The organism is Pontimicrobium aquaticum, assembly GCF_005047595.1.
GTDB classification, from domain to species: Bacteria; Bacteroidota; Bacteroidia; order Flavobacteriales; family Flavobacteriaceae; genus Pontimicrobium; species Pontimicrobium aquaticum.
In genome coordinates this window covers 622,683-649,653 of the sequence record NZ_SUPL01000001.1, presented here as the reverse complement: position 1 = coordinate 649,653, position 26,971 = coordinate 622,683, and the positions used below count along the sequence as shown (strand labels likewise).

At 32.5% G+C, this 26,971-nt stretch carries 28 protein-coding genes and 1 tRNA gene; 16 read left to right on the top strand and 13 right to left on the bottom strand.

The window, feature by feature from the left end:
* Positions 1 to 137: 137 nt before the first annotated feature.
* The 6 genes from E5167_RS02975 to E5167_RS02950 all read right to left on the bottom strand — a co-directional run bounded on the left by E5167_RS02975 (position 138) and on the right by E5167_RS02950 (position 6,767).
* Positions 138 to 2,192, bottom strand: a complete 2,055-nt coding sequence (locus E5167_RS02975; protein WP_239021930.1) for an FG-GAP-like repeat-containing protein — start codon at positions 2,190 to 2,192, stop codon at positions 138 to 140.
* A gap of 26 nt (positions 2,193 to 2,218) precedes the next feature.
* Positions 2,219 to 3,313, bottom strand: coding sequence for a hypothetical protein (locus E5167_RS02970; protein WP_136840868.1), 1,095 nt, complete (start codon positions 3,311 to 3,313; stop codon positions 2,219 to 2,221).
* Between the two features lie 127 nt (positions 3,314 to 3,440).
* Entirely contained in the window at positions 3,441 to 4,430 is a 990-nt protein-coding gene (locus tag E5167_RS02965; protein ID WP_136840866.1) for an aspartate-semialdehyde dehydrogenase, read from the bottom strand.
* A 118-nt stretch (positions 4,431 to 4,548) separates the two neighbouring features.
* Positions 4,549 to 4,950 (bottom strand): large conductance mechanosensitive channel protein MscL, encoded by a 402-nt coding sequence (gene mscL / locus E5167_RS02960; RefSeq protein ID WP_136840864.1) that lies wholly within the window; start codon positions 4,948 to 4,950, stop codon positions 4,549 to 4,551.
* A gap of 70 nt (positions 4,951 to 5,020) precedes the next feature.
* Entirely contained in the window at positions 5,021 to 6,127 is a 1,107-nt protein-coding gene (gene alr / locus E5167_RS02955; RefSeq protein WP_136840862.1) for an alanine racemase, read from the bottom strand.
* A complete protein-coding gene (locus E5167_RS02950) occupies positions 6,120 to 6,767 on the bottom strand; it encodes a thymidine kinase (RefSeq protein ID WP_136840860.1) in 648 nt (215 codons plus the stop codon). Before E5167_RS02950 ends, alr begins: the two co-directional genes overlap by 8 nt.
* A gap of 101 nt (positions 6,768 to 6,868) precedes the next feature.
* Here E5167_RS02950 and E5167_RS02945 point away from each other — a divergent pair, with 101 nt between their 5' ends.
* From E5167_RS02945 to E5167_RS02930, 4 genes are read left to right on the top strand one after another with little or no spacing between them, the layout of a single operon-like run.
* Positions 6,869 to 7,609, top strand: a complete 741-nt coding sequence (locus E5167_RS02945; RefSeq protein ID WP_136840858.1) for a hypothetical protein — start codon at positions 6,869 to 6,871, stop codon at positions 7,607 to 7,609.
* Positions 7,610 to 8,281 carry a 16S rRNA (cytidine(1402)-2'-O)-methyltransferase gene (gene rsmI / locus E5167_RS02940; RefSeq protein ID WP_136840856.1) on the top strand — a complete coding sequence of 224 codons (672 nt, stop codon included), beginning with the start codon at positions 7,610 to 7,612 and terminating at the stop codon, positions 8,279 to 8,281.
* Positions 8,282 to 8,314: 33 nt separating this feature from the next.
* Positions 8,315 to 8,887 (top strand): uracil-DNA glycosylase family protein, encoded by a 573-nt coding sequence (locus tag E5167_RS02935; RefSeq protein ID WP_136840854.1) that lies wholly within the window; start codon positions 8,315 to 8,317, stop codon positions 8,885 to 8,887.
* Between the two features lie 34 nt (positions 8,888 to 8,921).
* Complete coding sequence (locus E5167_RS02930) at positions 8,922 to 10,640, top strand: M28 family peptidase (RefSeq protein WP_136840853.1); 1,719 nt, start codon at positions 8,922 to 8,924, stop codon at positions 10,638 to 10,640.
* A 41-nt stretch (positions 10,641 to 10,681) separates the two neighbouring features.
* Here the strand turns inward: E5167_RS02930 and E5167_RS02925 are convergent, their stop codons facing one another.
* On the bottom strand, positions 10,682 to 11,245 hold the full coding sequence (locus E5167_RS02925; RefSeq protein WP_239021929.1) for a slipin family protein: 564 nt from the start codon (positions 11,243 to 11,245) through the stop codon (positions 10,682 to 10,684).
* A gap of 472 nt (positions 11,246 to 11,717) precedes the next feature.
* Between E5167_RS02925 and E5167_RS02920 the strand changes: the two genes are divergently transcribed.
* The 5 genes from E5167_RS02920 to E5167_RS02900 all read left to right on the top strand — a co-directional run bounded on the left by E5167_RS02920 (position 11,718) and on the right by E5167_RS02900 (position 16,735).
* The gene (locus E5167_RS02920; protein ID WP_136840851.1) at positions 11,718 to 12,761 is read left to right on the top strand and encodes a DUF2911 domain-containing protein; all 1,044 of its coding nucleotides are present in this window, start codon (positions 11,718 to 11,720) and stop codon (positions 12,759 to 12,761) included.
* A 217-nt stretch (positions 12,762 to 12,978) separates the two neighbouring features.
* Entirely contained in the window at positions 12,979 to 13,752 is a 774-nt protein-coding gene (locus E5167_RS02915; RefSeq protein WP_169301362.1) for a TolB family protein, read from the top strand.
* 11 nt (positions 13,753 to 13,763) lie between these two features.
* Entirely contained in the window at positions 13,764 to 14,744 is a 981-nt protein-coding gene (locus E5167_RS02910; protein WP_136840848.1) for a TolB family protein, read from the top strand.
* 10 nt (positions 14,745 to 14,754) lie between these two features.
* Entirely contained in the window at positions 14,755 to 16,080 is a 1,326-nt protein-coding gene (locus tag E5167_RS02905; protein ID WP_136840846.1) for an erythromycin esterase family protein, read from the top strand.
* A gap of 133 nt (positions 16,081 to 16,213) precedes the next feature.
* Positions 16,214 to 16,735, top strand: a complete 522-nt coding sequence (locus E5167_RS02900) for a DinB family protein (protein ID WP_136840844.1) — start codon at positions 16,214 to 16,216, stop codon at positions 16,733 to 16,735.
* Here the strand turns inward: E5167_RS02900 and E5167_RS02895 are convergent.
* Together E5167_RS02895 and E5167_RS02890 are read right to left on the bottom strand one after the other, a co-directional pair.
* Positions 16,722 to 16,958: a hypothetical protein gene (locus E5167_RS02895; RefSeq protein WP_136840842.1), complete on the bottom strand. Its 237-nt coding sequence runs from the start codon at positions 16,956 to 16,958 to the stop codon at positions 16,722 to 16,724. The genes E5167_RS02900 and E5167_RS02895 overlap by 14 nt on opposite strands.
* A gap of 213 nt (positions 16,959 to 17,171) precedes the next feature.
* Complete coding sequence (locus E5167_RS02890; RefSeq protein WP_136840840.1) at positions 17,172 to 17,774, bottom strand: carboxymuconolactone decarboxylase family protein; 603 nt, start codon at positions 17,772 to 17,774, stop codon at positions 17,172 to 17,174.
* A gap of 66 nt (positions 17,775 to 17,840) precedes the next feature.
* Between E5167_RS02890 and E5167_RS02885 the strand changes: the two genes are divergently transcribed.
* Genes E5167_RS02885 through E5167_RS02875 form a run of 3 tightly spaced genes read left to right on the top strand, consistent with a single transcriptional unit; the run spans position 17,841 to position 21,246 of the window.
* Positions 17,841 to 18,263 (top strand): OsmC family protein, encoded by a 423-nt coding sequence (locus tag E5167_RS02885; RefSeq protein WP_136840838.1) that lies wholly within the window; start codon positions 17,841 to 17,843, stop codon positions 18,261 to 18,263.
* Between the two features lie 21 nt (positions 18,264 to 18,284).
* A complete protein-coding gene (gene recJ, locus E5167_RS02880) occupies positions 18,285 to 19,976 on the top strand; it encodes a single-stranded-DNA-specific exonuclease RecJ (RefSeq protein ID WP_136840836.1) in 1,692 nt (563 codons plus the stop codon).
* Between the two features lies 1 nt (position 19,977).
* The gene (locus tag E5167_RS02875) at positions 19,978 to 21,246 is read left to right on the top strand and encodes an MFS transporter (RefSeq protein WP_136840834.1); all 1,269 of its coding nucleotides are present in this window, start codon (positions 19,978 to 19,980) and stop codon (positions 21,244 to 21,246) included.
* Here the strand turns inward: E5167_RS02875 and E5167_RS02870 are convergent.
* Both E5167_RS02870 and E5167_RS02865 read right to left on the bottom strand, forming a co-directional pair.
* Complete coding sequence (locus E5167_RS02870) at positions 21,243 to 21,995, bottom strand: UDP-2,3-diacylglucosamine diphosphatase (RefSeq protein ID WP_136840913.1); 753 nt, start codon at positions 21,993 to 21,995, stop codon at positions 21,243 to 21,245. The genes E5167_RS02875 and E5167_RS02870 overlap by 4 nt on opposite strands.
* A gap of 10 nt (positions 21,996 to 22,005) precedes the next feature.
* Positions 22,006 to 22,458: a 6-pyruvoyl trahydropterin synthase family protein gene (locus tag E5167_RS02865; RefSeq protein ID WP_136840832.1), complete on the bottom strand. Its 453-nt coding sequence runs from the start codon at positions 22,456 to 22,458 to the stop codon at positions 22,006 to 22,008.
* Positions 22,459 to 22,549: 91 nt separating this feature from the next.
* On the opposite strand from E5167_RS02865, the gene E5167_RS02860 reads away from it, so the two are divergent.
* On the top strand, positions 22,550 to 23,191 hold the full coding sequence (locus tag E5167_RS02860) for a 2OG-Fe(II) oxygenase (protein ID WP_136840830.1): 642 nt from the start codon (positions 22,550 to 22,552) through the stop codon (positions 23,189 to 23,191).
* 82 nt (positions 23,192 to 23,273) lie between these two features.
* On the opposite strand, the gene E5167_RS15360 is transcribed toward E5167_RS02860, so the two are convergent.
* Entirely contained in the window at positions 23,274 to 23,447 is a 174-nt protein-coding gene (locus E5167_RS15360; protein WP_169301361.1) for a hypothetical protein, read from the bottom strand.
* A 22-nt stretch (positions 23,448 to 23,469) separates the two neighbouring features.
* Positions 23,470 to 24,804 (bottom strand): MATE family efflux transporter, encoded by a 1,335-nt coding sequence (locus E5167_RS02855; protein WP_136840828.1) that lies wholly within the window; start codon positions 24,802 to 24,804, stop codon positions 23,470 to 23,472.
* An 81-nt stretch (positions 24,805 to 24,885) separates the two neighbouring features.
* Between E5167_RS02855 and E5167_RS02850 the strand changes: the two genes are divergently transcribed.
* The 3 genes from E5167_RS02850 to E5167_RS02840 all read left to right on the top strand — a co-directional run bounded on the left by E5167_RS02850 (position 24,886) and on the right by E5167_RS02840 (position 26,971).
* Positions 24,886 to 25,680, top strand: coding sequence for a universal stress protein (locus tag E5167_RS02850; RefSeq protein ID WP_136840826.1), 795 nt, complete (start codon positions 24,886 to 24,888; stop codon positions 25,678 to 25,680).
* A 7-nt stretch (positions 25,681 to 25,687) separates the two neighbouring features.
* Positions 25,688 to 25,761 (top strand) — tRNA-Ala (locus E5167_RS02845).
* A 262-nt stretch (positions 25,762 to 26,023) separates the two neighbouring features.
* The gene (locus tag E5167_RS02840) at positions 26,024 to 26,971 is read left to right on the top strand and encodes a hypothetical protein (protein WP_136840824.1); all 948 of its coding nucleotides are present in this window, start codon (positions 26,024 to 26,026) and stop codon (positions 26,969 to 26,971) included.

The following is a 26,971-nucleotide window of genomic DNA, read 5'->3' as shown; positions in this document are numbered from 1 at the left end:
CACATTTGAGCCTTAATTACAAAACACCTAACTTTGTACACAACAAAAAAACCAGTGAAGTTAACTTCACTGGTCCTATCTAATTTTTATTTATAAACTGTCAACCTATTTTAGGACGACTCAATGTAATTTATTTTTTACTCCTTAATAAACTTTTGAGTGTGAGATAGACCATCATGCATTACTCTTAAGAAATATGTTCCAGTACTTAAAGAAGATACATTAACAGTGTTATATTGACCAAACTTACTATTTAATACGCGCTTACCAGATATATCAAAAACAGTGTAAATAGCATCATTTAAGCTGTATTTAGTATTTACATATAAAGTGTTTTTAGCAGGATTAGGGAATAGTGTTAAATCTTCTGCAAACGTTTCGGTTTGTGTTCCTAAGGTAGAGCCTTTGTTAACAACAATTGTTTTATTAATATCAGGGTTGTTAATAATATCTACAACTCCAGAAGGCCAAAATACTTTAATTGAATTTATTGAAGTGTCGGAGCCAATACCAAAATGAGCTGTAAGAGAGTTCATATATCTAAAACCTTCACCACTTCTAACATCTCTTATTTGTGTTCCAGAATCGGTTGTAATTTCAATTCGTGCACCAATCCCTTTTTTATTAAGACCGCTGCCATTTAAGTTTATTTTTATGTAGTTATTAAAGTTCCCATTATTAATATACATTTTAGTACCACTAGCAACATCCATAAACCCATCATCATTCAAATCTCCAACAGCACCGTGAGGAGGCATTCCTGAAGTGAGGGCTGTAAAAGTCATATTAGTGGTGTCGCCATCATTTACTAAGATACTTCCATTAGAAAAAATATCCACAAAACCATCATTGTTAAAATCGACAGGAAAATTATCAATCCCTGTATAAGTAAAGAACCCTAGGTTTGTTGTACCTGTAATATCTGTAAATGTACCATCTCCATTATTACGCATCATTTTATGTGAGGTTCCGTTATAACCACCAATAAAGACATCCATGTCACCATCATTATCATAATCTGCCCATGCTCCAGACCAAGTTTGTATAGGGTCTGCTAAATTTGCAGTAGCCGCAACTTCTGTAAAGGAGCCATTCCCATTGTTTCTAAACAATTGATTGGTTCTTCTTTCTTCACCACCACCACATTTTGCCATAAACATATCTATATCGCCATCATTATCATAATCTACCCAAACAGATCCATAATCACCTCCAGAAGGGTATGTTCCTAGACCTTCAGGTATCCCATTAGGATCTGCTCCTTGATAGTACATTAAACCGCCAGTGGTGTTTATGTAATATATATTAGGTGCTATATCATGACAAACAAAGATATCTAGACGACCATCTTCATTTAGGTCAACAAAGTTAGTACGCTGTGTAAAAACACCATTTTTAGTTGCTGCTATTTCATAAGAAGTTCCATTGTTGGTTGCTTTTACAACTTGTACTCCGTTACCATTACCCCAAACAAGATCGTTATAACCATCTCCATTATAATCGCCTGCTGCTAAACTCCAAGAAGCACTATAAGGAGCAGAAAGTTCATAGTCGTTATTAATAAAAGTTCCAATTTGTGTTTGTTCTTGAATATTAATATCATACACATTAATATCGTTAACATTTTTTGCAACTATAGATACCATATCATCTAAACCATCGTTATTCATATCAACCACAGCTCTTAATGTTCCACCTCCCAATCTAGAATTCTGTGTAAAGCTAAGTGGTTGAATAGTATCTTCTGATAATGTAAAATCAAATGCTGAAGCGTCGTATTTATCATCCCAAGAAATGTAATATGTTTGTCCAGCTTCTACATTAAATTGTACTACAGAGAGTCTACTATAAACAACAGATCCATCATCATCGCTTGCTGCCAAACAACTTAGAGTCCCGCAACTTCCTTCAAATACATGAAGTCTGGTGTCTTTTCCATCGTTTCCAACAATATCAGAGGATACGGTTACCTGAAAATCTGCTGCTGGAGTATAAGCGAACCATTCTCCATTATTGGCTGAAGACCCAACACAAGGAGAGGGAGCTATACCGTTAAGAGTAGTAATTGAGTATGTTCCTGGTCCAGTTATGTGAGTCGCGTTATTTGCATCTAAACAAGAATTAGAGCTGTTTTGCCCAATAATAGCTATGGGCAAGAGGCAAATAATTAAAGAAAGTAATTTTGTTTTCATAATGATTGGGATATTATACTATTTTATTAATTTTTTGTGTCTTCTAATGAATTAATCCATTGTTCAATAAGCTGAACACCTTCTTTGTGTTGAAGATTTCTTCCTATTATTGGCATTTTATATTCGTCTAGTGTTGAACTTATTCTAAATAACAAGGCTGAATCATCTGATTTTCCTGGTGATATAATGTGTGATAGTTCTTGCCCTAGCTCAAAACTGTGCTGAACACCAACACCCATATTTTTGAAATCTTCGGTTTTATTAAATGAAAACCTCATAGGTGTGTATTCGCAATATCCTTTGTCTGAGTGACAATGCGCACAATTTATATCTAAATAAGACCTTACTCTTAAATCTAAAGGTTGAGACTCGTCTGCCCAATCAACAACCGAAACAATGTCGTTAGGTAGGCTAGAAGAATCTAAATACCCAAATTCAGCCCATTTTTGTAATTGATTTTTAATACCGTCTTTAAAAGAAAAATCCTCGTTTATATTTTGAGGTTTTGGACCTATAGGTAGTATTTTATCATATTTATTATGACATGTAAAACACTCGTTATATGAAGGAATTTTATAGTTTACAGCCTTTACCTCATTATTGTCTTCTATTTTTACCGGAACAAAACTTCCTTTTGTTGTATAAATAGCTTCTGTTTGTTCGTCGTTCCATTTGTAATTAACCAAAACCCACTCGCCTTCTTTTTTAATCAACAATCTGGTTTCAATCATTTTTGTTGTCTTTTCAGGCAGAACATTATCAAAGTAGTGAGTAGTAATTAAAACAGCACCATTAGGAAAATCTAATACGCTATGGTCGTTAACATAACTTGCTTTAGAGCCTTTTGGCATCCAAACGAAAGTTTGTGCTTTAGCATAATCTATAAATAAACCACTAGTTATCTTATAAGGCAAAACCCCATAAACAGGTTTTAGGTCAGACATATCACCTTCAAAAAAATTATAATCGGAAAGTTTTGAATAAGGAACCGTCTCTAAATCAAGAGAAACAGGTGATACTTGTGTAGGTCGAATTTGCACATAACTATCGTCTTCTGAACAAGATGTGCAGGAAAATACAAACAGCAAAAGCCCTAGAAAACAGGAGTAATTTTTTGTCATTTATAGAAAATTTGGATAGCTAATTTACTTAAAAGGAGAACCTGCTAGTAATTAATTAGTTATAATGCCAAAATTTCCATATGATATGTTAAAAAGCAGATTTTTCCCATAAACGACAAGGCTTAAGCTATATTAACCCACTTACATATAGGTGTTCAGCAATTTGAACTGCATTAGTAGCAGCACCTTTACGTAAATTATCGGCAACAATCCACATATTAAGGGTGTTGGGTTGGGTTTCGTCTCGTCTAATTCTGCCTACAAAAACTTCATCTTTTTCGTGTGCAAATATTGGCATTGGATAAGTGTTTGTGGCTGTATTATCTTGAACTATAATACCATCAGTTTCTGATAATATTTTGCGAATATCTTGTAAATTAAAGTCATTTTCAAATTGCACATTTACCGCTTCGGAGTGCCCTCCAGCAGTTGGAATTCTTACTGCTGTGGCTGTTACTGAAAACGTTCTATCATCTAATATTTTTTGAGGCTCTCTGGCTAATTTCATTTCTTCCTTTGTATAACCATTTTCAAGAAAAACATCGCAATGCGGCAATGCATTTCTTCCAATAGGGTAAGGATAAGCCATATCTCCTTCAACACCATTAATTTCATTTTCAAGTTGTTGCACAGCTTTTACACCAGTTCCAGAAACGGATTGGTAAGTCGAGACAACAACCCGCTTCATTTTGTATTTATTATGAAGAGGCGCTAAAGCCAAAACTAATTGAATTGTTGAACAGTTTGGGTTGGCTATTATTTTATCGTTTTTTGTAAGTGTTTGAGCATTTATTTCTGGGACTACCAGTTTTTTGTCCTGATCCATTCTAAATGCTGAAGAATTATCAATAACCGTAGTGCCTACCTCAGCAAATTTTGGAGCCCATTCTAAAGAAGTACTTCCTCCAGCAGAAAATAGTGCTATATCTGGTTTCATAGAAACAGCATCATTTAAACCAACTATTTTATAGAGGTTTCCTTTAAAAGTTATAGTCTTTCCAATACTTCTTTCAGAAGCTACAGGAATTAATTCCGAAACAGGAAAATTACGTTCTTCAAGAACTTTTAAGATAACATTGCCAACCATTCCAGTGGCACCAACAACAGCTACTTTCATTTATATAAAATTTAAATAACAAAAGTAGGTATTAATTTATTTTGAGGTTATAATAAGTCAATAAAAAAGGGTTGATATTTTTAGAATCAACCCTTTTTAACAAGTTTATATTATAGTGTTATTTCTTTAACAAATCACGAATCTCGGTTAATAAATCATTATCTGATGGTCCTGCAGGTGCTTCAGGAGCAGGCTCTTCTTTTTTCTTCATCTTGTTAATTCCTTTGATAATTAAGAACATAACAAAAGCTACAATAATAAAATCAATAAGGTTTGTCAAAAAATCTCCCCACATAACGGCAACTTCTCCAGTTATGTTTCCAGCCTCATCTACAACACCTTCTTGAAGGATCCATTTTTGATCTTTAAAATCCGATTTAAACACCAACCCAATAAGAGGTGATACAATTCCTCCTGTAAATGAAGATACAATCTTGTTGAAGGCCGCACCCATTACAAAGGCAACAGCAATGTCAACTAAGTTGCCTTTCATGGCAAACTCTTTAAATTCTTTTAGCATAATAGTCTAATGTTTTAGTTAATTAATGACTAAAATACGAAAAAATCTAAATGTTAAAATAATCTTAAAATTATTTTGTAAATTTTCTCTTAATACGTCTTGAAATGGAGGTAATTAATTCATAAGAAATTGTGTCAATAGCTTCGGCTAAATGTTCAGCGGTATGTTGATTGTTAAAAATAATTATTTCATCTCCTTCATTACAGTCCACATTAGTAACATCTATCATAATCATGTCCATACATACATTTCCAATAATGTTACATTTGGCATTATTAACAAATACAAAACCATTTTCGTTTCCAAAATGCCTGCCAATACCATCAGCATGACCAATAGGAACGGTTGCTGTTTTTAGTTTTTTTTCACTTTTAAACGCTCTATTATAACCCACAGTTTCTCCTTTTTCAATAAGATGAATTTGGGAGATTACCGATTTTAATGCAGCTATAGGTTTTAAGTTTTTACTTTCTTCCTTTGAGTTTCCAAAACCGTAAAGACCTATACCACATCTCACCATATCGAGATGTGCTTCTGGGTAATTTAAAATTCCTGATGTGTTACATAAATGAAGCATAGGATGGTACCCCAATAAGGCTACTAATTTTTTTGAAGTATTAGTAAAGCAAGATATTTGTGTATTGGTAAACTCTTTTTCTTGTAAATCCTCGCTAGCTGCCAAGTGCGAAAAAACACTTGCTACTTTAACCGAATTGGTTTCTTTTAATTGAGTATGAATAAAATCGATATCATTTTCCCAAAAGCCAAGTCTGTTTAAACCAGTATTAAATTTTATATGTATAGGATAATTAGTTTGCTTTTCTTTTTTTGTACATTCAATAAAGGTCTTTAAAACCCTAGCACTATATAAACTAGGCTCTAAGCAACGATCAATAATTGTTTTAAAATTTATGGGTTGAGGGTGCAAAACCAAAATAGGTTTTGTAATGCCTGCGTCTCGAAGTACAACACCTTCAGAAGTATAAGCAACCGCAAAATAATCTACATCTAAGTCTTGAAGATGGAGGGCTATTTGTTCTGCATCACTACCATAAGCAAAGGCCTTAACTACTGCTAAAAATTTAGTTTTACTTTGAAGTTTGGACTTAAGGTATTTTAGGTTATGCGTAACAGCATTTAGGTCTATTTCAAGAATTGTTTCCTGAGTTTTATCCATTACCAGTTTTTAATTTGGAAGAGATTTCTTCGGCGTCGTTAACCTTTATGTTTCTCACCTTATCTCTCAGCATTGCCTTATAAAAAGCGGCTCTACTTAAGGGCTCATATTCTTCTACTTCGCCTAATAATACTAGATCGTCACTTTTAGATTTACGATAACTATATTGGGCTAAATTACCAGTTCTTGTGCAAACCGCATGAACTTTAGTTACATACTCGGCAGTTGCCATTAAATTAGGCATTGGTCCAAAAGGATTTCCTTTAAAATCCATATCTAAACCAGCAACAATAACGCGAATACCTTTGTTGGCTAAATCATTACAAACACGAACAATTTCATCATCAAAAAACTGAGCCTCATCAATACCAACTACATCGCACCCATCAGCTAAAATAGGAATGTTAGCAGCAGCAGGAACTGGTGTTGAACGTATTTCGTTAGCGTCATGCGACACTACCTTTTCGTCATCATAGCGCACATCAATTGCAGGTTTAAAAATCTCTACTTTTTGTCTTGCAAATTGCGCGCGTTTAAGCCTGCGTATCAATTCTTCTGTTTTTCCAGAGAACATTGAACCGCAAATAACTTCAATCCAACCAAATTGTTCTTTATGATTTACTGTATTTTCGAGAAACATTTTGTAATTTTAACACTAAAACAATGCAAATATTCGTTTGCATAAAGGTGGCGTAAATTTATTAAAAATCAAAAACCAATAGCGCATTAAATTTAAAAGTTATGAAGAAGAAGTTAGAATCAGACCTAATCAGTATAGCGCATAGAATTCTTAAATTAAAAGGAAAGGAAGATGTTTTAAAAATGCATGCAGAAGTTTCGGCATTGTATGAAAAATTAACTGTTTTAAAATTTGCTCATGAAAACTTTGAAGACGACATTCCTACTATTGGTAGCGATTCGTCGTTCTTTGGAATGCTGGATAGTGCATTTAATAATAAAGTGAGTGACAATATTGAGGTAGAGGATAGAATATATGTGAATTTAGATGAAATAGAAGATGATGGTATTATGGAGCCAGCCATTGAAAAAATTAAAGACATGGTTGCCCAAATGCCACAAGAAACGCAAGAAGTTGACGATTTTCTAGAATCTGTTATACCATCAAACACATCTGATAATGATTTTGAAGAATTAACTGCAGGCTTTAAAGAGATGCCTGTTTTTGAGGCTGTTCCGAAAACCAAAACACAATCTAAAGAGGACAAAAAAACGTTAAATGACACTTTAAAAGAAAAAGGCTTAACCTTTGGATTAAATGATAAAATAGCATTTACAAAACATTTATTCGATGGTAGTAATGAAGATTTTGAACGTGTTGTTTCTCAAATAAACACTTCCCTAACCTTTGAAGAAGCTAATACCTTAGTTCAAAATATTATCAAACCAGATTATAACCATTGGGAAGGTAAAGAAGAATTTGAGGAGCGCTTTATGGGTATTATTCAAAGCAAGTTTGAGTAAATGGGCAAACTGTATATTGTTCCAACACCAATTGGAAATCTTCAAGACATGACTTTTAGAGCTGTTGAGGTTTTAAAAGCAGTCGATTTAATTCTTGCTGAAGACACACGTACTTCAGGAAAGCTTTTAAAACATTTCGACATTAATACGCCTACACAGTCTCACCATATGCATAATGAGCATAAAACGGTTGAGACACTAATTAAAAAGCTAAACTCAGGAATTACAATGGCTTTAATTAGCGATGCAGGAACACCTGCTATTTCCGACCCTGGATTTTTGCTTACAAGAGCTTGTTTAGAAAATAATATTGAAGTAGAATGTTTACCTGGTGCTACAGCTTTTGTTCCTGCTTTAGTTAATAGTGGTTTGCCAAACGATAAGTTTGTGTTTGAGGGGTTTTTGCCAGTAAAAAAAGGAAGACAAACAAGATTAAAGTTTCTCGCCGAAGAAACCAGAACTATGATTTTTTATGAAAGCCCTCATAAGTTGTTAAAAACACTTGGACATTTTTGTGAATATTTTGGAGAAGACAGACAGGTTTCTGTATCGAGAGAATTAACCAAACTTTACGAAGAAACGGTTAGAGGAACAGCAAAAGAAGTACTTGAACACTATACCAATAAACCACCAAAAGGTGAAATTGTGATTATCGTAGCCGGAAAAAAGTAATGTCATGTTGAGTGCAGTCGAAACATCCAATAAATGAACAACTTACTTCACAATATCAGTCAATGTACCATTTGCTCAAAACATTTACAGTTAGGACCACGACCAGTGGTTTCGGCACATCCTAATTCTAAAATTGTTATTATTGGTCAGGCACCTGGAACGAAAGTTCATAATTCAGGCATTCCTTGGGATGATGCAAGTGGTAAACAACTGCGAAAATGGCTTAATGTAACTGATGAAGATTTTTATGACGAAACTAAATTTGCCATAATACCAATGGGATTTTGTTATCCAGGAAAAGGTAAAACAGGCGATTTACCACCAAGACCAGAATGTGCACCACAATGGCATGAATCCTTGTTTAATTTGATGCCAAACCTAAAGTTAATCATATTAATTGGTATGTATGCTCAAAAGTATTATTTAAAAGAAAGTGCTAAAAAAACACTCACAGAAACGGTCGCTAATTATACAGAGTACCTTCCTAAATACTTTGTATTGCCACACCCATCACCTCGAAATAGATTTTGGTTAACAAAAAACCCGTGGTTTGAGGCTGAGATTGTTCCAGCCCTTAAAAATAAAGTTGCCGAAATTATCTCATAAAGTTGTAATATTATAGTCTAAAAACATCACCATTATGTCTAAAAAAATTATTTTCCTATTAGTACTTACAATCACTTTTTTTTCATGTAAGCAGAATAATGAAATAACGTCCCAAGAATATTTTAATATTGTTAATCAAGAGCTTACGGGAGATTTAGCTTACGAAACCACTGCATTTATAGAAAAATATTGGCGTGTTGTTGGAAACACTGGTTTTAACAAAAGTGTTTACAGAATTGCCGAACAACTTGAGAAAGATGGTTATGTTTTAGAAGAAAATGCAACAAAAAACGATGTTTTAACCTACCGAATTGAAACAAGACCATTAGAAAGGCCAACGTGGGAATCGGTGGATGCAACAGTAACTATTAATGGTGAAGAACAGCCATTACTTAGTCACGACACTAACCGAAATATGATTGCCTTGAACTCTTATAGCACAGACGAAGAAGGTGATACAGCAGAAGTCGTTTACATAGAAGACATCAAAAAACTAGCAGAAACCGATGTAAAAGGAAAAATCGTGTTTGCTGAAACACATCCTGGAAGAATCTTTAAAACAGCCGTTACCGATGGTGGCGCCATAGGAATTATAACCTATAATAACCCAAGTTATTTACAACCAGAAAAGAATACAACGTCAATTCAGTTTCGATCTATTCCGTTAGATTCTGTGAGTAAGGCATGGGGAATTGTTATGTCTTTCGAAGCTAAAGAGCGATTAAAAAGTAGCTTATCTAAAGGGAAAACCACTTTGAATGTTAAGGTTGAAACGAAGATTTATCCTTCGGAAGAATTAACCATTGTTGCAGATATTAAAGGTAGTGAAAACCCTTCCGAACGACTAGTGTTTAGTGCTCATATACAAGAACCAGGAGCAAACGATAATGCTTCAGGTGTTGGAGCAACGCTTGAAATGGCTTCGGTTGCAGCTAAATTATTTAAAGATGGAAGATTTAAACCAAAAAGAACCTTAACCTTTCTTTGGGGAGACGAAATAGTATCAACAAGACGCTATGTTCAAGAAGATAGTATTAGAGTAAAGGGTATTAAATGGGGAATATCTCTGGATATGGTTGGAGAAGATACCGAGAAAACAGGAGGTACTTTTTTAATCGAAAAAATGCCAGACCCAAGTGCTATTTGGACACGAGGAAATGATAAACACACCGAATGGGGAGGAAGACCATTAAAAGTGGAAGACATGACACCTCATTACCTAAACGATTTCGTCATTAAAAAATTTAAAGAACAAGGAAGACGCGCTAATTGGGAAGTAAACACTAATCCCTACGAAGGGGGTAGTGACCACGTACCTTTTTTAAGAGGCAATATTCCGGGTGTACTATTCTGGCATTTTACCGATCAGTTTTATCACACGGATAATGATAGAATAGATAAGATGTCTAAAACCACATTAAAAAACGTCGCAACTGGAGCATTGGTTTCTGCAATAGAACTCGTGAGTTCAGACGAAAATACTGCAAAACAAGTACTGCAAAGTATTCAGCAAGCAGCTATTAATCGTTTAGAAGAAGAACAAAAACAAAGTCAAATAGCTATTGAAAATGGAGAGGGCTTAGAAACACAAATTGAAATTATCAAGACTTGGAAGGATTGGTATGTTAGAGCAGCTAGCACAACAAATGATATGGTAAAGGATACCAATTTAATTAAAGCTGATATTGAAGCCACTCAAAAAGCTATTAGTGCAAAAGCTAAGCGTGTTTTGGAGGCTTTAGAAACTATATAAAAAAATGCGCTAGTTTTAAACTAGCGCATTTAAACATCCACTTATTTTCCAGAGAAAATCTCTTTCAATTGTGTTACAATTCTACCATTACCTGAAACAGTGATTTCACCAATTTTCTCAGCGATTTTTTCAACATACTCCATTTCTTTTAACTTGTACAGTATGTTATTATCTTCCATCAACTTTGCCGTATTTAGCAAGCTACGAGTCGAAGCTGTTTCTTCACGTCTTGTAATAGTATTAGCCTGAGCTTTCTTTTGTGCGACTAAAACTTGATTCATAATCTCTTTCATATCTCCAGTTAAAATCACATCTCTAATACCACAGCTTAAAACATTGACACCTAATTTTGATGCACTTGCCTGAACATCTTCAAACACTGCTTCTGCAATATTTTCTTTACGCTCTAGCAATTCATCTAATGTGTAAGCATCAATGTAAGCACGTAATACTAATTGCATAGCAATGTATAATTGCTTTTCATAATCCTTGTTTTCTAGTAAAGCTTTTTGAATATCAGTCACTTTATACACAGTATAAAAGTTGATACGAATAGCAGCTTTATCTTTCGTTAATAATTCTTGTCCAGCAATTTCTAATTGCAACTGTTTTTATATATCCCATATTTAGTAATTTACAGCCTCGAGATACGTGAAATCTTATTTGAATTTATAAATTAATCTTATTTTTTATAGTTCTTTTAATGTGATAAACTTTTAGATTTAGATCAATAATAATTTTTGTTATTACAAAAAACTATCTATAGCAATTTTATATAATATACTCGATATTTTTATCAATTAGCACTTTAAATATAGAGTAATTATGAAGAAAAGTTCTCTTAATTAATTGTCCACTTTTTTCTTGCAAATCCGCTATAGATATGATGTATCTATCTATTGTTAATGGGGAGAGTTTTTTAAAAAAATTTAAATGAAGCAAAAAAGGGTGTCACGAATTCTTTAGCTAAACACTTATCTAACTGTTTGTCACAAATCTAACCACTCAACACAATTTTGGGTTTTATTCTGTTTTCAATATATAATTTTGAACTTTAATTAATAAAACTTAAAAAGTATGAAAAAAATTAAATTAAACCTCTTGATATGCTTACTTGGGGTGATATCATTGGGGTTTTCACAAAATGTTGACCTACCTCAAATGAGCCAACGAAGTATTATTTCACAACGCCTTGGGCTATCTTGGGTTACGATAGAGTATAGTAGTCCAGCAGCAAGAGGTAAACAAATATTTGGATCAAGAATCCCTTATGATAAAATGTGGGGAGCAGGAGATAGAGGAAACACTACAATTGAACTTACGCATGATGGTTTAATAGAAGGCAAAAAAATAAATGCTGGTAAATATGGTATGTTTATGATACCAGGAGAAAAAGAATTTCAAATAGTTTTATCTAAATATAGTCGTTCTCTTAGTTTCGTTCACCCAACAGAAGATGAGATTGTTTTAAGAGTTAGTGTCATGCCTAAAGAAATCTCTCATAAAGAATGGTTAAGCTATGATTTCATTGAGAGAGGAGGGCAAAGTCTTACAGCTGCTCTAGAATGGGGTAAAACACAAGTTCCTTTTAAAATTGAAATTCACAAACCAGATGAAGTGCTAATTGAAAGTTTACGATCTGAATTAAAAGGGATTGCACAATTTAGATGGGGATCATATTCAGATGCTGCCAACTATTTAAACGCTAGAAATATCTATTTAGATCAAGCAATGAAGTGGATAGATAAATCACTTGCACTTGAACGAAACTCAATAAACTTACAAGTAAAAGCCTCTCTTTTACTTAAAAAAGGAGATTCAACTAAAGCAAAAGAAATACTCTATGAAGCAATACCGCTTATGAGTAACCCAATGGTTTTAAACAGAACCATATATGATCTTATAGCTATTGGTGATTTTAAGAAAGCAATTGAAACAGCAAAAATACTTGTCAAAAAACATCCTAATAAATGGATGTATGTTGACACGTTAGCCGAAGCGTATTTAAAAGACGGAAATAAAAAAGAGGCCTTAAAACATTATAAATTAGCAAAGAGTATTGCTCCTGATAATCAGCAAGATAATTATACTAAATTAATTGCTAAAATTCAGAATGATTAGACATATATCATTGAGTAAGCAAGTAAAAAATTACTATTTGCTTAAACCATATTTTTTGAAGCAGATGATTAAAATGTTTAAATTTTATTTTATACTAACTTTAACATTTCTTTTTTATTGTAAAGTAAGTTCTCAAAATAAAATTATTTTTTCTCGTAGTCCAGGTAGAATTAATACAGGGAAAACACTTGATTTAATGATATTTGATACTAAAACAATGGAGACAAAACTTCTTTTGAAAGGATCTATAAATCGTAGAGGAGAGTATGGAGCAATAACTTCTCCAGATAATTTAAAAATTATTTTTAATACTTATAGGTTTAGTGGATGGAAGCTTGGAATTGGAGATTTTGATGGAAAAAATATTTCTAATATTAAAAAACTAACAAATCGTAAAAACTATGAATATTGTGCTCAATATTCGCCTGATGGATCTAAAATAGCCTACGTAGAATACGATTGGAGTGTTAGAGAAAGTGATATTTATATTGCAGACAAGAATGGTAAAAACGGAAAGTATTTTTTTAAAACAGGAATTAGTGATCAAAATATAGATTGGACAAGAGATAGTGAATCTATTGTTTTTACTTTAAAGAAAAATAAATCTTTATCAATTTATATTAAATCCTTAAATGGAGGGAAAGCAAAGAAAATCGTTAGTCATTTGGCTAACGATTTTGCTCCTTCTACATCAAAATTAGAAGATAAAATAGCATTTTTATCTGATAAAGAGGGCAAAATTCACCTTTTTGTAGTGAACACAGATGGTTCTAATTTGAAAAACCTTACACCAACTCTTGAATCATCTGATGGAGATGAAAATGGTATTTGGCCATATAAAACATCTTGGTCACCTGATGGTAAAAAAATTGTATTTAATGTAATAATTAATGGAGATTTGGAAATTTTCATTGTTAATAGTGATGGAACTGAATTGACTCAAATCACAAATAACAATGATACTGATATGACACCTTATTGGCTTAATTAAACTTAGTATAAATGAAACAATTAATATTAATTCTAGCATTATTTTTTTTGACTAAAAAAGATAATAAAACTATTTATCAAAACAATATAGATAGTAGTTGTATAAAAATAGGTTTAGACAAGCCTGTTTCTAAAATTTTATATTCTCGTAAGAATTCAAATGATAGCGGATGGTCAATATATATGATAGACCCGAATGGATCAAACGAGGAAGTTCTTATTCCATTTAAATCTGGGCAAGGGGAGTATAATCCTGCTGTATCAACAAATGGAGAAACTGTAATTTTTAATACTTATCGTTATGGTGGTTGGAAACTGGCTTTATATGATGTTAAGGGAAAGTCAGTTAACAGAATATCACCCAAATCTAGTTACTACACAAACGGCGTATTTTCACCTGATGGTTCAAAAGTTGCTTATGAAAGAAGTGTTCAAAGAAGAAGTACGCATATTTTTATATCAAATAGTGATGGAACAAATGAAAAAATGTTAACAGGTAAAATGGGAGATGAAAATCGAATTCCATCTTGGACCCCAAATGGAGAGTCAATTTTATTTTATAGTCAAAACGGAAACGTAAATGATATTTATAGTGTAAATATAAATTCAGGTCAAATAAAAAATCTTACCAAAAACAAATCAGGAAATGATTTTGGGCCATCTGTTTCTCCAAATGGGAAACACGTTGCTTTTTTCTCCGATAGAAACGGACATTTAGACATGTATGTTATGGATATTGATGGAAGAAATCAAAAAAACCTTACTGCTTCACTACAAAACAAAAATAATAGATACAATTATTTTAAGGATAATAATCTTTTCTGGATGTTTAAAGTATCATGGTCTCCAAATGGAGAATCACTAGTTTTTTCTAATATTAAAAGCGATAACATTGACTTGTTTACAATTAAAAAAGATGGGAACGACCTTAAACAAATAACAACTTCTTCTAGGTCAGAACTTACTCCGTTTTGGGGTTCATTAAAACAATGAATTAGCTGTTATGTTTAAACATGTAAAATTACTCAGTAAAATTAAACTCTCCTTTCTTATATATTTAACTTATATAGGAATTTCAATAGGGCAGGATTTAAAAAATCCTGAAAAATGGCTAACTAATAATGTTTTTGAAATAACTGATCTAGAATATAGTCAATCAAAAATTAAACAGTTTCAATATCTTAAAAAAGCAATAGGAAACCGTAATGTTGTTTTATTGGGAGAACAAACACATGGTGATGGTAGCACATTTGAAGCAAAAGAGCTTTTGATAAAATACCTTCATGAAGAGCTGGGCTTTAAAATCTTAGTTTTTGAAAGTAGTATTTATCAATCATATAAATTATGGAACGAACTAGAAAAAGGTGTAGATTATAAAAATATAATCGAATATGGAATTAACGATAGGTGGTCAAATATTGAGCAAGTACAACCTATTTTTTCTTATGTACAAAAAAGTTTACAAACAAATAATCCACTTAAAATGGTTGGAATGGATGTAATGTTTGACGGAAGTTATTCTAAAGAATATTTATTATATGATTTTGAAAACTTCCTTAAAGAGACCCATCCAAAGTTATTTAAACACAAGAATTATACTTTTTTTAAGTATTTCGTAAACAAGTCAATTAAGAATAAAAAATTTCTGCCTTCAAAATTTGAGCATGACAAGTTTTTGGCTATTCTTGAAGTGTATCTTCTTGAATTTGAAAAACATTCAGCTAATAATTTTCATTGGAATTCTAGTGGTTTTTGGAAACAAGTATGGAAAAGCTATAAAATGCATTCTATAAACAAATGGAGTAGATTAAATGGCACCTATTCTAGGTATTTATTTTTTAATAGAAGAAGTAAAATGATGGCTGAAAACCTTGAATGGATTACTAGAGAAAATAAAAAAGTAATTGTTTGGGCAGCTACAAATCATAATATGAGAAATGTAGATTCAACCTTTTTAAATCAAATGGGATGGTCCTCAAAAACAAAATTTATGGGTGAATATTTAAGTAATCTTATAGGCTCTGACAAGATGTTTCATATCGCCTTTACAGGTCATGATGGAAGCTTTTTAGATATATACAATAATTCTGTTAAAAGATTAAAAAAACCATCACCAAAAAGTATTGAATCATTATTATACTCTAAAGAATTTGATTACGCATATTTTATGCTTAACGATATAAATAATTCTAAATCTACTTTTTTTAAAAATCCATTTAAGGCTAGTTTTGTGTTTAATAAAGAATATTTAGTAAAATGGAATCAATCTATAGATGCTGTTTTTTACATTAAATCAATGAAGCCAGCTATTAGAATTAAAAACAAATAATTATGGATCCTTTTTTGTTTAAAGTTAGATTAAACTAAAACTATTCATCACAAATTTAACCAACAAACACAATTTAAATTACAAATGCCTTTTTGTTCATAATTTTAACTTAAATTAATAAAACTTAAAAAGTATGAAAAAAATTAAATTTAAAACTATTCCGTTAATTGTATTCTGTTTATTTGTCAGTAATACTACGTTTTCTCAAATAAATTCAGAAGCACTTATTAAAGCTTGGGACAATATGACAAATATGGTAGTAGAAACAGCCGAGGCAATGCCTAGTGAGTACTATTCATTTAAACCGACAGAAGAATTGCGCGACTTTACAAGCCAAATAGGACATACAGCTGGGGCAAATTATCTTTTTGCAACTGTAGTTAAGTTAGAAAGACCAGATCCAAGTCCTTTAACAGATACAAAAAACAAGAATCAAATTATTAAAGAATTAAAGGAATCTTTTATGTTTATTAGAAATGGAATGACTAAACTTACTAATGAAGATCTAAATGAAGAGATTGAATTTTTTGGAAGGAAAATGTCAAGATTACAATCCATATTGATTATGACTTCTCACTTACAAAGAGAACATGGCAAAACAACAATTTATACGCGGTTAAAAAATATAGCTCCTGGAAAAACTAATGGTTGGTAGTTTTTTCATTTTTAAAACCAGCTGAAACTATTTCACATGTTACTTGGTATTCTTTACCAATATAACATACTTTCGAAGTTCCGATAGGAATTTTTTCGGTTGGTTTTATTTTGTAAGCTCTAATAGACTCTTTTACAGGATTATCTTCTAATTTAAAAGTAGTTTTAATGGCAACATCAATATCATTATTAGCTGTTGTAATTAATAAAAGTTTGTTTCCCAATTTCTTGGACGCTTGTTATAATTATAGGTTTTCTTAGTTTATATTGTATATAAAAATCAGTTAAAACAACAACATAAGACCCTTGACCGAGAGAATAATTCACTTATTCCTCGATAATCCCACTGACTAGACAGTGATTTTGGTGCAATATGTACTATTGTATTTTTCATTTCTTGTTGCAAATATGTGATTTTCATTTAATATAAAGCAAATTTAATATTGCGATCCATCATGTTTTCCTTCATTCCAACCATGTTTTCCTAAATATTGTTCGCCACTTTCAACAGCACCTTCTTCAATATTAGTTCCCATACTATCGTTCCAACGGTTGAGGTAGCCAAATAATGAAATAACACCTAGCATTTCCACAATTTCACCTTCGTTCCAATGTTTGTACAAGCGTTTTTTAATGTCTTCATCAACAGCATTGGGCACCATAGATGCAGCTAAACTAAAATCAAGCGCAGCGCGTTCGGCGTCGTTAAAAGCAGGATGCGTTCTATATTCCCAAATGTTATCTAATTGTTCTTGTTCAGCACCATAGCGTTCAGCAGCTCTAATGGCATGTGCTTGACAATACCTACAGCCAGTAGAGTTGCTACTTACCCAAGCAATCATACGTTTTAAGGCGGAAGTTACACGACCTTCATTTGCCATTACCGCTTTATTGAGGTTGATAAACGCTTTTGAAATAGCTGGACGACGCTGCATAGTTAATACTGAATTTGGGCAAAACCCAAGGGTTTCGTTATAGAAATCTGAAAGTTTTTTTGTCTCCTCATCATGATTAGGATCAAGAGGTGTTACTAATGCCATATTCTTATTTATTTTAGTTTTTTAATAGTATTTTTGAACTATCAATAAACGAAAAATTCTTTAAATATGATAAATAAAATCACTACAGAGTGGAAAGGTGGTATGGCTTTCGAATCTGATAATCCAAGTGGAAATTCTTTTTTGATTGACGATAAGGTTGAAGGAGTTGACAAACGTGAAGGGTTAGCTCCAAAAGCATTAATGTTATCAGCACTTGCTGGGTGTACTGGATTGGATGTAGTTTCTGTTTTAGATAAAATGAAAGTAACTGATTATAAGTTTAAAATGGAAGTTTCAGGAGAGTTAACCGAAGAGCATCCTAAATATTATCATAAAGTAAAACTAGATTATCATTTTTACGGTGAAGATTTAAAGGAGAAAAAATTTAAAAAAGCCGTTGATCTTTCAGTAGAAAAATACTGTGGTGTTATGGAAATGTTTCGTCAGTTTGCCCAGTTAGAGACCGAAATTCATTATCATAACAAATAGGAATATATTCAAAACCAATTTATGCGTTGGACGCTTAAGCCAAAACCGAAAGCTACGAAAATAGCACAATTAAAAGAAGCACTTCAAGTAGATGAGGTTGTGGCTACGTTATTATTACAGCGTGGTATTGAAACCTATGAAGATGCCAAAACCTTTTTCAGACCAAGTTTAAGCGATATACACGATCCATTCTTGATGAAAGACATGGAAAAAGCAGTTCAACGAATCGAAGCTGCGCTTCTTCAAGGTGAAAACATTTTAGTATATGGCGACTATGATGTGGATGGAACCTCGTCAGTCGCATTAATGTCTTCTTATTTAAAAACAAGAACAGATAATATAGCAACTTATATTCCTGATCGATATGATGAAGGTTATGGAGTTTCTTTTAAAGGAATTGATTTTGCACACGATAATGATTTTACACTCATCGTTGCGTTAGACTGTGGTGTAAAAGCTATTGACAAAGTGGCTTATGCCAAAGAAAAAGGGATTGATTTTATTATTTGCGACCATCACCGACCAGGAAATGAATTGCCTAAAGCAGTTGCCATTTTAGACCCAAAACGCAATGATTGTGAGTACCCTTATAAAGAACTGTGTGGTTGTGGTGTTGGGTTTAAGCTTATTCAAGCATTAGCTCAAAAAGAAGGTAAAACCGTTGAAGATTTAACGGAATATTTAGATTTGGTAGCCACAGCGATTGGCGCAGATATCGTGCCTATTACTGGCGAAAATAGAGCATTGGCATATTTTGGTTTACAAGTGATCAATTCAAACCCAAGACCAGGAATTAAAGCGATTATCAATCAGGTTAAAAAAGAAGAACTCACTATAACAGATGTTGTGTTTATTGTTGCGCCTAGAATTAATGCTGCTGGACGGATGAAGCATGGTAATTATGCGGTTACGTTGTTAACGGAAACTAATTTAGAATTGGCTAAAGAATATGCAGCCGAAATTGAAGAATTTAATACTGATAGACGAGAAGCAGATCAACAAATTACCGAAGAAGCATTACAACAAATTGAAGCCGAAAATGAACAAGAGCGTTTTACAACCGTAGTGTATCAGGAAGATTGGCACAAAGGTGTTATTGGCATTGTAGCATCAAGATTAATTGAAACCTATTATAGACCAACCTTGGTTTTTACCAAAAGTGGAGATAAGTTAGCAGCTTCAGCACGTTCAGTTTCAGGATTTGATGTGTATAATGCTTTAGCGGCTTGCAGCGAACATATTGAACAATTTGGTGGTCATAAATATGCTGCTGGCTTAACCTTAAAAGAAGAAAACTACGAAGTTTTTAAACAAGCTTTTGAAGATGAGGTTTCTAAAACGATTGATAAATCGTTATTAACACCCGAAATTAAAATCGATATGCAAATTGATTTGTCTCAAGTAAATGATAAGCTATGGCGAATTATACGTCAGTTTGCACCTTTTGGTCCAGGAAATATGACACCTATTTTTATGACCAATAATTTAAAAGATACAGGTTATGGCAAATGTGTTGGTGAAGATGACAAGCATCTACGAATCACAGCTACACAAATAGGAAAAGAAACATTGGTTTGTATAGGTTTTGGACTGGGAGATAAGCTAGGTATTATTACCAATAAGAAACCATTTAAAGCTGTGTATTCTGTTGATGAAAACTATTGGCAAGGAAGAACATCATTGCAATTAAAATTAAGAGACATTAAGTCATAGTATGGCAAAAAAAGACCCTTATGCAGCACTCAGATTTAAGGAGTTTAATATATTCCTAGTAGTTAGATTTGCATTGGTATTTGCATGGTCTATGCAGTTTATTGTTATTGAATGGCAAGTTTATGCTTTAACAAAAGACCCATTGTCGTTAGGAATTATTGGACTTATGGAAATAATTCCAGCACTAGGAATGGCATTATTTGCAGGTCATATTGTAGATCAGCGAGAAAAACGCAATCTTTTTGCGCAATGTATTGCTGCGTTTTCATTAATAAGTTTTGGATTATTTTGGCTAACTACATCAAAAATTGAAGCATCATGGTCTAAACAAACAATCTTATATTGTATTTATGCATTAGTATTTTTTGGAGGCATTTTAAGAGCTTTTTTTAGTCCTACAGTATTTTCATTAGTGGCGTTAATTGTACCCAAGAAACTTTATCCAAATGCAGCAACATGGAATAGCTCTACTTGGCAGATGGCTCGTGTTCTTGGGGTCGCTTTTGCAGGTTTTTCTATTAGTTGGATTGGTGTAAATCTATCTTTATGCATCGTTTTTGGGTTGGTCGTGTTTTCCTTTATAATGGTTTTTAAACTTAAAAAGAAACCTATTCTTAATCCAAAAATAGGAGAGCCAGTAATTCAAAGCCTTAAAGAAGGAGTTAGATTTGTTTATAAAACCAAAGCTATTTTAGGAGCTTTAACTTTAGATATGGTTTCTGTGTTGTTTGGTGGAGCTGTAGCTTTATTGGCCGTTTTTGCTGAGGATATTTTAAAAGTTGGACCAAAAGGTTTCGGTATTTTAGTGGCAGCACCTTCTGTTGGTGCATTCTTAACGATGTTGGTAACAGCTTATATTCCAATAAGCAAAAACGCAGGTATGAAACTGCTTATAGCTATTTTTGGTTTTGGAATTAGTATCATCGTATTTGGGATGTCAACTTCATTTTGGCTTTCTGTAGGTGCCTTATTTTTTAGTGGTGTTACAGATGGTGTATCTATGGTTATTAGACAAACCATTCTTCAATTAAAAACACCTGATAATATGCGTGGACGCGTATCGTCGGTTAACTCTATGTTCGTAGGGTCTTCTAATGAATTGGGAGCTTTTGAAAGTGGTTTAACTGCAAAATTAATGGGAACAGCAACCGCTGTTGTTTTTGGAGGAACAATGACTCTAATTACAGTAATCACTACAGGAATTGCATTGCCATCTTTTAGAAAACTAGACTTAACAAAAGATATTGAAGAGCACGAGAAAGAAGATTAGTATTCTTTTAACTCCATTTTCTCACCATCAAAAACACCATAGGTGTAATAGCGTATCCAATCGCCTAGATTAATGTATTTTGAATTTGTCTCTAAATCAATTTCTAAAGGCAAATGGCGATGACCAAACACAAAATAATCACGATGATTTTCTTCAAGTTTTCGTTTACAGTATTGTACCAGCCATTCGTTGTCTTCTCCTAAAAACTTAGCATCATCATCACCAGAAATTAATTTGTTTTTCACACTCATATATTGCGCTAAACGCACACCTAAATCTGGATGTAACCAACGAAATATCCATTTGCTAAACGAATTGGTAAACACTTTTTTCATGCGCTTATAGCCTTTGTCACCAGGACCTAAACCGTCACCATGACCAATAAAAAAAGAGGTTTGATTAAAGAAAAACTCTCGAGGTTTATGAAACACAGGAATATTTAGCTCTTCTTCAAAATAGCCATTCATCCATAAATCATGATTACCAACAAAGTAATAAATAGGAATGCCAGCATCTGAGATTTCAGCAAGTTTTCCTAAGGTTCTTGTAAACCCTTTGGGCACTACTTTTTTATATTCGAACCAAAAATCGAACAAATCTCCTAATAAAAAAATAGCCGCTGCATCGTGCTTAACTTCATCTAACCAAGCCACAAATTTTTTCTCACGTGGCAGTGATTCTTTTTGAGTTGGTGCACCCAAATGATTATCAGAAGAAAAATAAATTTTTTTCCCTTTAGGAACTGTTATGTGAGTGGCTTTATTCATTATCGCTTGCAAACCATTCGGCAAAACTGGTTGCAGTTTCTTGGAGTTTTAATGAGAATAATTTAATGTTACTTGGCAATCGTTTTTTTATTTTTTTTGCAAAATCAATGACCATCATTTCACTTGTTGGTTGGTAATTTACAAGTAACACATTATGACCTCTATCTTCGAGTTCTTTCGCTAACTCAATATGAGGCGTGTTTTTATTGAAAACTGTAGCATGATCAAATACGTCAACAACCTCTTCTTTTACGATTTTTTTTAAGTCCCCAAAGTCAATTACCATTCCAAATTTCACGTTAGAGTTATCTGAAATAGGTTTGCCAATTACTGTAACGTCTAAACGGTAACTATGTCCATGAACATTTTTACACTTTCCATCGTAACCATAAAGTGCATGACCTGTTTCAAAAGAAAACTGTTTTGTAATTCTAATATTGCTCATTGCTATTCATTTTCATTGCAAAGATATTCATTTTGTAAAAGCAATTGCTTTTTAGATTACATTTGCGCGCTTTTTAAACTATCAATTAATTATGAACCAGCTATTTGAAGATATAAATTTTGTTGAAAACCCTCAATACGAGCGTATTATAGAAAATATTTCAATACAGAAATATTGTATTGTTGAAGATTTTTTTACTGACGAAGAAGTTATGTCTTTAAGACAATCATTAATACAAAAGCATGAAGAAGATGCCTTTAAAAAAGCTGCTATAGGTAATCGTGTTAATGAAGTTATTGTAAAATCAATTCGTGGTGATGTTATTTTATGGATAGATGAGCTTAAAGCCAATAAAGCGGAAATGTTGTTTTTTAATAAGATAAATGATTTGGTAAATTACTTAAACAAAACCTGCTTTTTAGGTATTTTACATAAAGAATTCCATTACGCATTATATCCAGAAGGCACTTATTATAAAAGACACATAGACACGTTTCAAAATGATGATAGGCGAAAACTATCGCTTGTTTGTTATTTAAACGAAGATGGTTGGCTGCCAGTAAATGGAGGTGAATTGGTACTGTATCTAAATGAAAATGGTCAAGAAATTGAAAAGGTTATTTATCCATTTCCTGGTCGTGTCGTCATTTTTGAAAGCCAGATTATTGAGCATGAGGTTAAGCCCGTAAACAAAGAAAGAATGAGTGTTACAGGGTGGTTAAAAACTAGGTAATTAACGTCTTTTATTTCGGTTATAAAAATAGATTATAATTAGTACGATTGCCAATATTAAAAAAAGTCTACTTCCTCCCATTTTATTCTTTATTTAGTCGTTTTTTATTGTAGTAATAAATAGCATAAGCTATTATTGCCAGCACTACAAAAGGAATCATAGAGCCTATAAACACACCTATTTCATAACTATTGTCAGGTGCATTATTAATTTTCTCCTCAATATTTACTTCCTGAAGAATTGTTGCTACTACCATATGTTACATTATTATGCCAAAGTTACGTCTTTTGTGAAAGCGATAAAAATTGTCGTCTAAATTTTATAATTAAAGGAACGCCTCTTGCAATCATCCAGAAGGTTATTGCTATAAAAATAGCGTAAAGTTTATAGTCTAGGGCATCTAACCAAAATAGTATTGGAATAAAAATAATGAACGTTGAAAACAACAATACGTTTCTTAAATATTTCATTTTACCAAGCCCTTTAAATACGCCATCAAAAATAAAAGCAAGTGCACAAAAAGGTTGCATAGCTAAAACAATCCAGAAAATATTATAAAATTGTTTGAGTACTTCAGGGTCGTTTGTGAATATGTTTCCGATGGGATAATATAAAACACCTCCAATAATTGCAATAGCAACACCCAAAATCATTCCATATTTAATAAGCTTGTTGCTTAATTGTACCAAAGCTTTATAATTTTTTTGACCATATAGTTTTCCGGATAAGATGTTTCCTGCACTTGAATAACCATCAACAATAAAGGCACCTAGAAACCATAAATTAATAGCAATGGTGTAAGCAGCAATATATTCTTTACCATAACTTGTTGAAAAAGCACTTGCGTAATATAGGGTTACATTTAAAGCTAACGTTCTTACAAATAAGTTAAAAATCATTAGTATAAACGTTTTTATTTCTTTGTTAAAAGGAAATGTTGGTTTTAGTGAAATTTCTGTTTTTCTTAATAAGTAGTAAACAGATAGGGTCGCCATAATGAGTTGAGCAACAACACTTGCATAGGCAGCGCCTTTAATATTCATAGCTGGAATTAATCCATCAACACCATAAACTAAAACAACATCTAAAACAATATTTGCTATGGTACCAACAATAGCAATAAGCATTGGATAATAGGTGTTTTGAAGCCCTCTAAACGTGCCAAAAACAGCAATAGTAAACAGCGTAAAAGGGAAGCCAAAAACACGAATTTTATAATAATCTACACTATAATCTAATATTAAATCTGAGGCATTGTAAAGTTTAAAAATAGATGCCGCAAAAGGATATGTTGTAAGTATGATTAAGATACTTAAAGAAGTGATAATAAAAATAGCTTGAGCTGGAAGTGATTTTATAGCTTCAAGATTATTGGCTCCTAAATACTGAGAAACCAAAGAAGAAATGGCACTTCGTGTTTGACCAAGCACCCAAATAAGCATCGATAAAAATGTAGTAACGATACCAACAGCAGCTAATGATTCGGTTGCGTTTACTTCAATATTTCCAACAATTGCCGCATCAGTTAATGATAAAATAGGTTCGGAAACCCCTGAAATTAATGCTGGAATGGCTAGTTTGTTAATTTGTTTTAGGGTAATAGTTGCACTCAAAAGTCTTTTTATAACTAATTATTATTAATGATTATTTTTGCTGTATAATTTTCAGTAAATTTAGTCTTTAAAATTTTGAGTATGAAGAATATTTTAGTTCCTGTTGGATCCTCTAAAAACGCTAAAAGCCATTTACAATATGCTGTTGACTTTGCCAAAGAGTTTAATGCAAAGCTATACATAGTACAAGTGTATAATGTATATACTAAGGCAGGAACTATGATAAAAGTTGATCATATACTAGAACGCGAAAGTCAAGAATTTTTAAATAAGCTTATAGCTCAAATTGATACAAAAGGCGTAGATGTACATACAAGAGTTCTTAAGGGTAAGCTTGTAGATACAATTGAATTGGCTTGTAAAAAAGGAGACATAGATTTAATTATTCTTGAACCAAGAACAAACTCTATAAGAGATGAAGTATTTTTAGGAAAAACTTCTGGAAAAATCATAAAACAAACACAAATTCCTGCATTAATTGTACCAGAAAACTATGTTTTTAAGCCTATTACCAGAATATTAATGGCTGTAAAATCGGCAATTATAAAGAAGGAAGGTGTTTTAGAACCACTAAAAGAAATTCAAAGTAAGTTTAATGCTGTGACCAGTTTACTGTTGGTTAAAACACCGTATTACAACGAAGGTGATTTTGACGTGAATGATGAGTTAAACAACTTGGTCAATAATACCACTACCACAGAAAATGCAACGACCTTTCAAGGGGTTTTAGAGCATTTTAAATCTAACGACCCAGATATGTTGTGTGTGGTACGACGCAGACGTGGGTTTTTCACAAAAAAATGGGAGAAAAACACCATTTTAAAGAAAGATTTTCATAGTACACGACCTGTATTAGTGTTGAGTGGGTTGAAGTAGTAAAAATGGGGATGTAGCTCAGTTGGCTAGAGCGCTTGACTGGCAGTCAAGAGGTCGTGGGTTCGAATCCCATCTTCTCCACTAGTAATAAATAGGCTTTCAAAAGAAATAGAAAATATTTTTTATTTCTTTTGCATACGATTTGCATATTATTCCACGCTAAATCATTTTTAGCAATTATTCTCAGTCAACTTAAATAACAAATTAGCTTTAAAATAGGTTATTTCATTCCCTTATTTGTTGTTATTATTTTAAAATGTATATTTGCTTTACTCCCTAATTTTTAATAGTATTATTAATAAATCCATCCTAATTTAAATGGGATGAAATCTATACATATTAAATGCCAATAACAGGGACTCAATTCGAAAACCATACAAAACCATTCTTTAGAAAGGTATTTGAGGAAATAGGATTTCATGTTTTAGAAGTTAGGAATCAAACATCAGGAACTCAAAACGGGTTTGATATAAAAATTTCTTTTGAAGATGACCATGGTATAGATAGAAGTATTTTTATTGAATGCAAATATTATGAAACTACGTTATCTTTTAGCCAAATTGTAACAAAGATTATTGAATTAAATGGTTCAAATTATGTGCCAGATGGATTTATTGCACTGTCTCCTAAGAGAGATATTAGTAACCGGGATGATAATTTAAAAGAGCAGTTAGAGTCTTCATTTAAGTTTCCTATTAAATTTTTGACCCCGGATTCGGAGGTTCATAATTTATTTGCATTGGACGAAGATTATTATAAAGTTGTTTATGATGAAGAATGTTCAATTAAACTTAATCGTGAAGATTATTTGAAAAAATTTAAGGCTAGAATTAATATGATTCTAAGTCAAAAAGACACTTTGGCAATAAGCAATTTTATTTCGATTTCTGAAACAAGTGAAACTCCTGATGAAGATGAGAATCTTAGAACTACATTGGATGAAAAACTGGATGCACTTAGTCCTTCAAATGAGGAACGAATTAGGTATCATCAACTAAGGTGTAATTATAAAATATTTTTAGAGGAGCAACAGGACTTGAATAATGCTTTAAGAGGAAAAATAATTGATTGGCAAGATGATTTGAGGCTTAAGGCGTTTAGATTAACAAGTAAATTTAAATCAGACAAAAACTACACCCCAAGCAAATTTTTTCACGATTTTTTCCAAGCTGCCGAAAATTCTCTAATAAGTTTTTACGATAATAATTCATTGAGTGGTAGTGACGAGAAGTTATTGCATGGAGTAGTGATGGAATTAGCTGCTGAGTGCCCACTAGATTGGAGAGAATAG

Bases quoted from the DNA above. Each gene is read 5' to 3' on its own strand.
- E5167_RS02975 (WP_239021930.1), bottom strand. From the start codon at position 2,192: ATGAAAACAAAATTACTTTCTTTAATTATTTGCCTCTTGCCCATAGCT.
- E5167_RS02840 (WP_136840824.1), top strand. From the start codon at position 26,024: ATGCCAATAACAGGGACTCAATTCGAAAACCATACAAAACCATTCTTT.
- E5167_RS02905 (WP_136840846.1), top strand. From the start codon at position 14,755: ATGTTTAAACATGTAAAATTACTCAGTAAAATTAAACTCTCCTTTCTT.
- E5167_RS02890 (WP_136840840.1), bottom strand. From the start codon at position 17,774: ATGGCATTAGTAACACCTCTTGATCCTAATCATGATGAGGAGACAAAA.
- E5167_RS02850 (WP_136840826.1), top strand. From the start codon at position 24,886: ATGAAGAATATTTTAGTTCCTGTTGGATCCTCTAAAAACGCTAAAAGC.
- E5167_RS02965 (WP_136840866.1), bottom strand. From the start codon at position 4,430: ATGAAAGTAGCTGTTGTTGGTGCCACTGGAATGGTTGGCAATGTTATC.
- E5167_RS02915 (WP_169301362.1), top strand. From the start codon at position 12,979: ATGGAGACAAAACTTCTTTTGAAAGGATCTATAAATCGTAGAGGAGAG.
- mscL (WP_136840864.1), bottom strand. From the start codon at position 4,950: ATGCTAAAAGAATTTAAAGAGTTTGCCATGAAAGGCAACTTAGTTGAC.
- E5167_RS02885 (WP_136840838.1), top strand. From the start codon at position 17,841: ATGATAAATAAAATCACTACAGAGTGGAAAGGTGGTATGGCTTTCGAA.
- E5167_RS02860 (WP_136840830.1), top strand. From the start codon at position 22,550: ATGAACCAGCTATTTGAAGATATAAATTTTGTTGAAAACCCTCAATAC.
- E5167_RS02945 (WP_136840858.1), top strand. From the start codon at position 6,869: ATGAAGAAGAAGTTAGAATCAGACCTAATCAGTATAGCGCATAGAATT.
- alr (WP_136840862.1), bottom strand. From the start codon at position 6,127: ATGGATAAAACTCAGGAAACAATTCTTGAAATAGACCTAAATGCTGTT.
- E5167_RS02950 (WP_136840860.1), bottom strand. From the start codon at position 6,767: ATGTTTCTCGAAAATACAGTAAATCATAAAGAACAATTTGGTTGGATT.
- E5167_RS02875 (WP_136840834.1), top strand. From the start codon at position 19,978: ATGGCAAAAAAAGACCCTTATGCAGCACTCAGATTTAAGGAGTTTAAT.
- rsmI (WP_136840856.1), top strand. From the start codon at position 7,610: ATGGGCAAACTGTATATTGTTCCAACACCAATTGGAAATCTTCAAGAC.
- recJ (WP_136840836.1), top strand. From the start codon at position 18,285: ATGCGTTGGACGCTTAAGCCAAAACCGAAAGCTACGAAAATAGCACAA.
- E5167_RS02935 (WP_136840854.1), top strand. From the start codon at position 8,315: ATGAACAACTTACTTCACAATATCAGTCAATGTACCATTTGCTCAAAA.
- E5167_RS02970 (WP_136840868.1), bottom strand. From the start codon at position 3,313: ATGACAAAAAATTACTCCTGTTTTCTAGGGCTTTTGCTGTTTGTATTT.
- E5167_RS02930 (WP_136840853.1), top strand. From the start codon at position 8,922: ATGTCTAAAAAAATTATTTTCCTATTAGTACTTACAATCACTTTTTTT.
- E5167_RS02900 (WP_136840844.1), top strand. From the start codon at position 16,214: ATGAAAAAAATTAAATTTAAAACTATTCCGTTAATTGTATTCTGTTTA.
- E5167_RS02910 (WP_136840848.1), top strand. From the start codon at position 13,764: ATGAAACAATTAATATTAATTCTAGCATTATTTTTTTTGACTAAAAAA.
- E5167_RS02865 (WP_136840832.1), bottom strand. From the start codon at position 22,458: ATGAGCAATATTAGAATTACAAAACAGTTTTCTTTTGAAACAGGTCAT.
- E5167_RS02920 (WP_136840851.1), top strand. From the start codon at position 11,718: ATGAAAAAAATTAAATTAAACCTCTTGATATGCTTACTTGGGGTGATA.
- E5167_RS15360 (WP_169301361.1), bottom strand. From the start codon at position 23,447: ATGGTAGTAGCAACAATTCTTCAGGAAGTAAATATTGAGGAGAAAATT.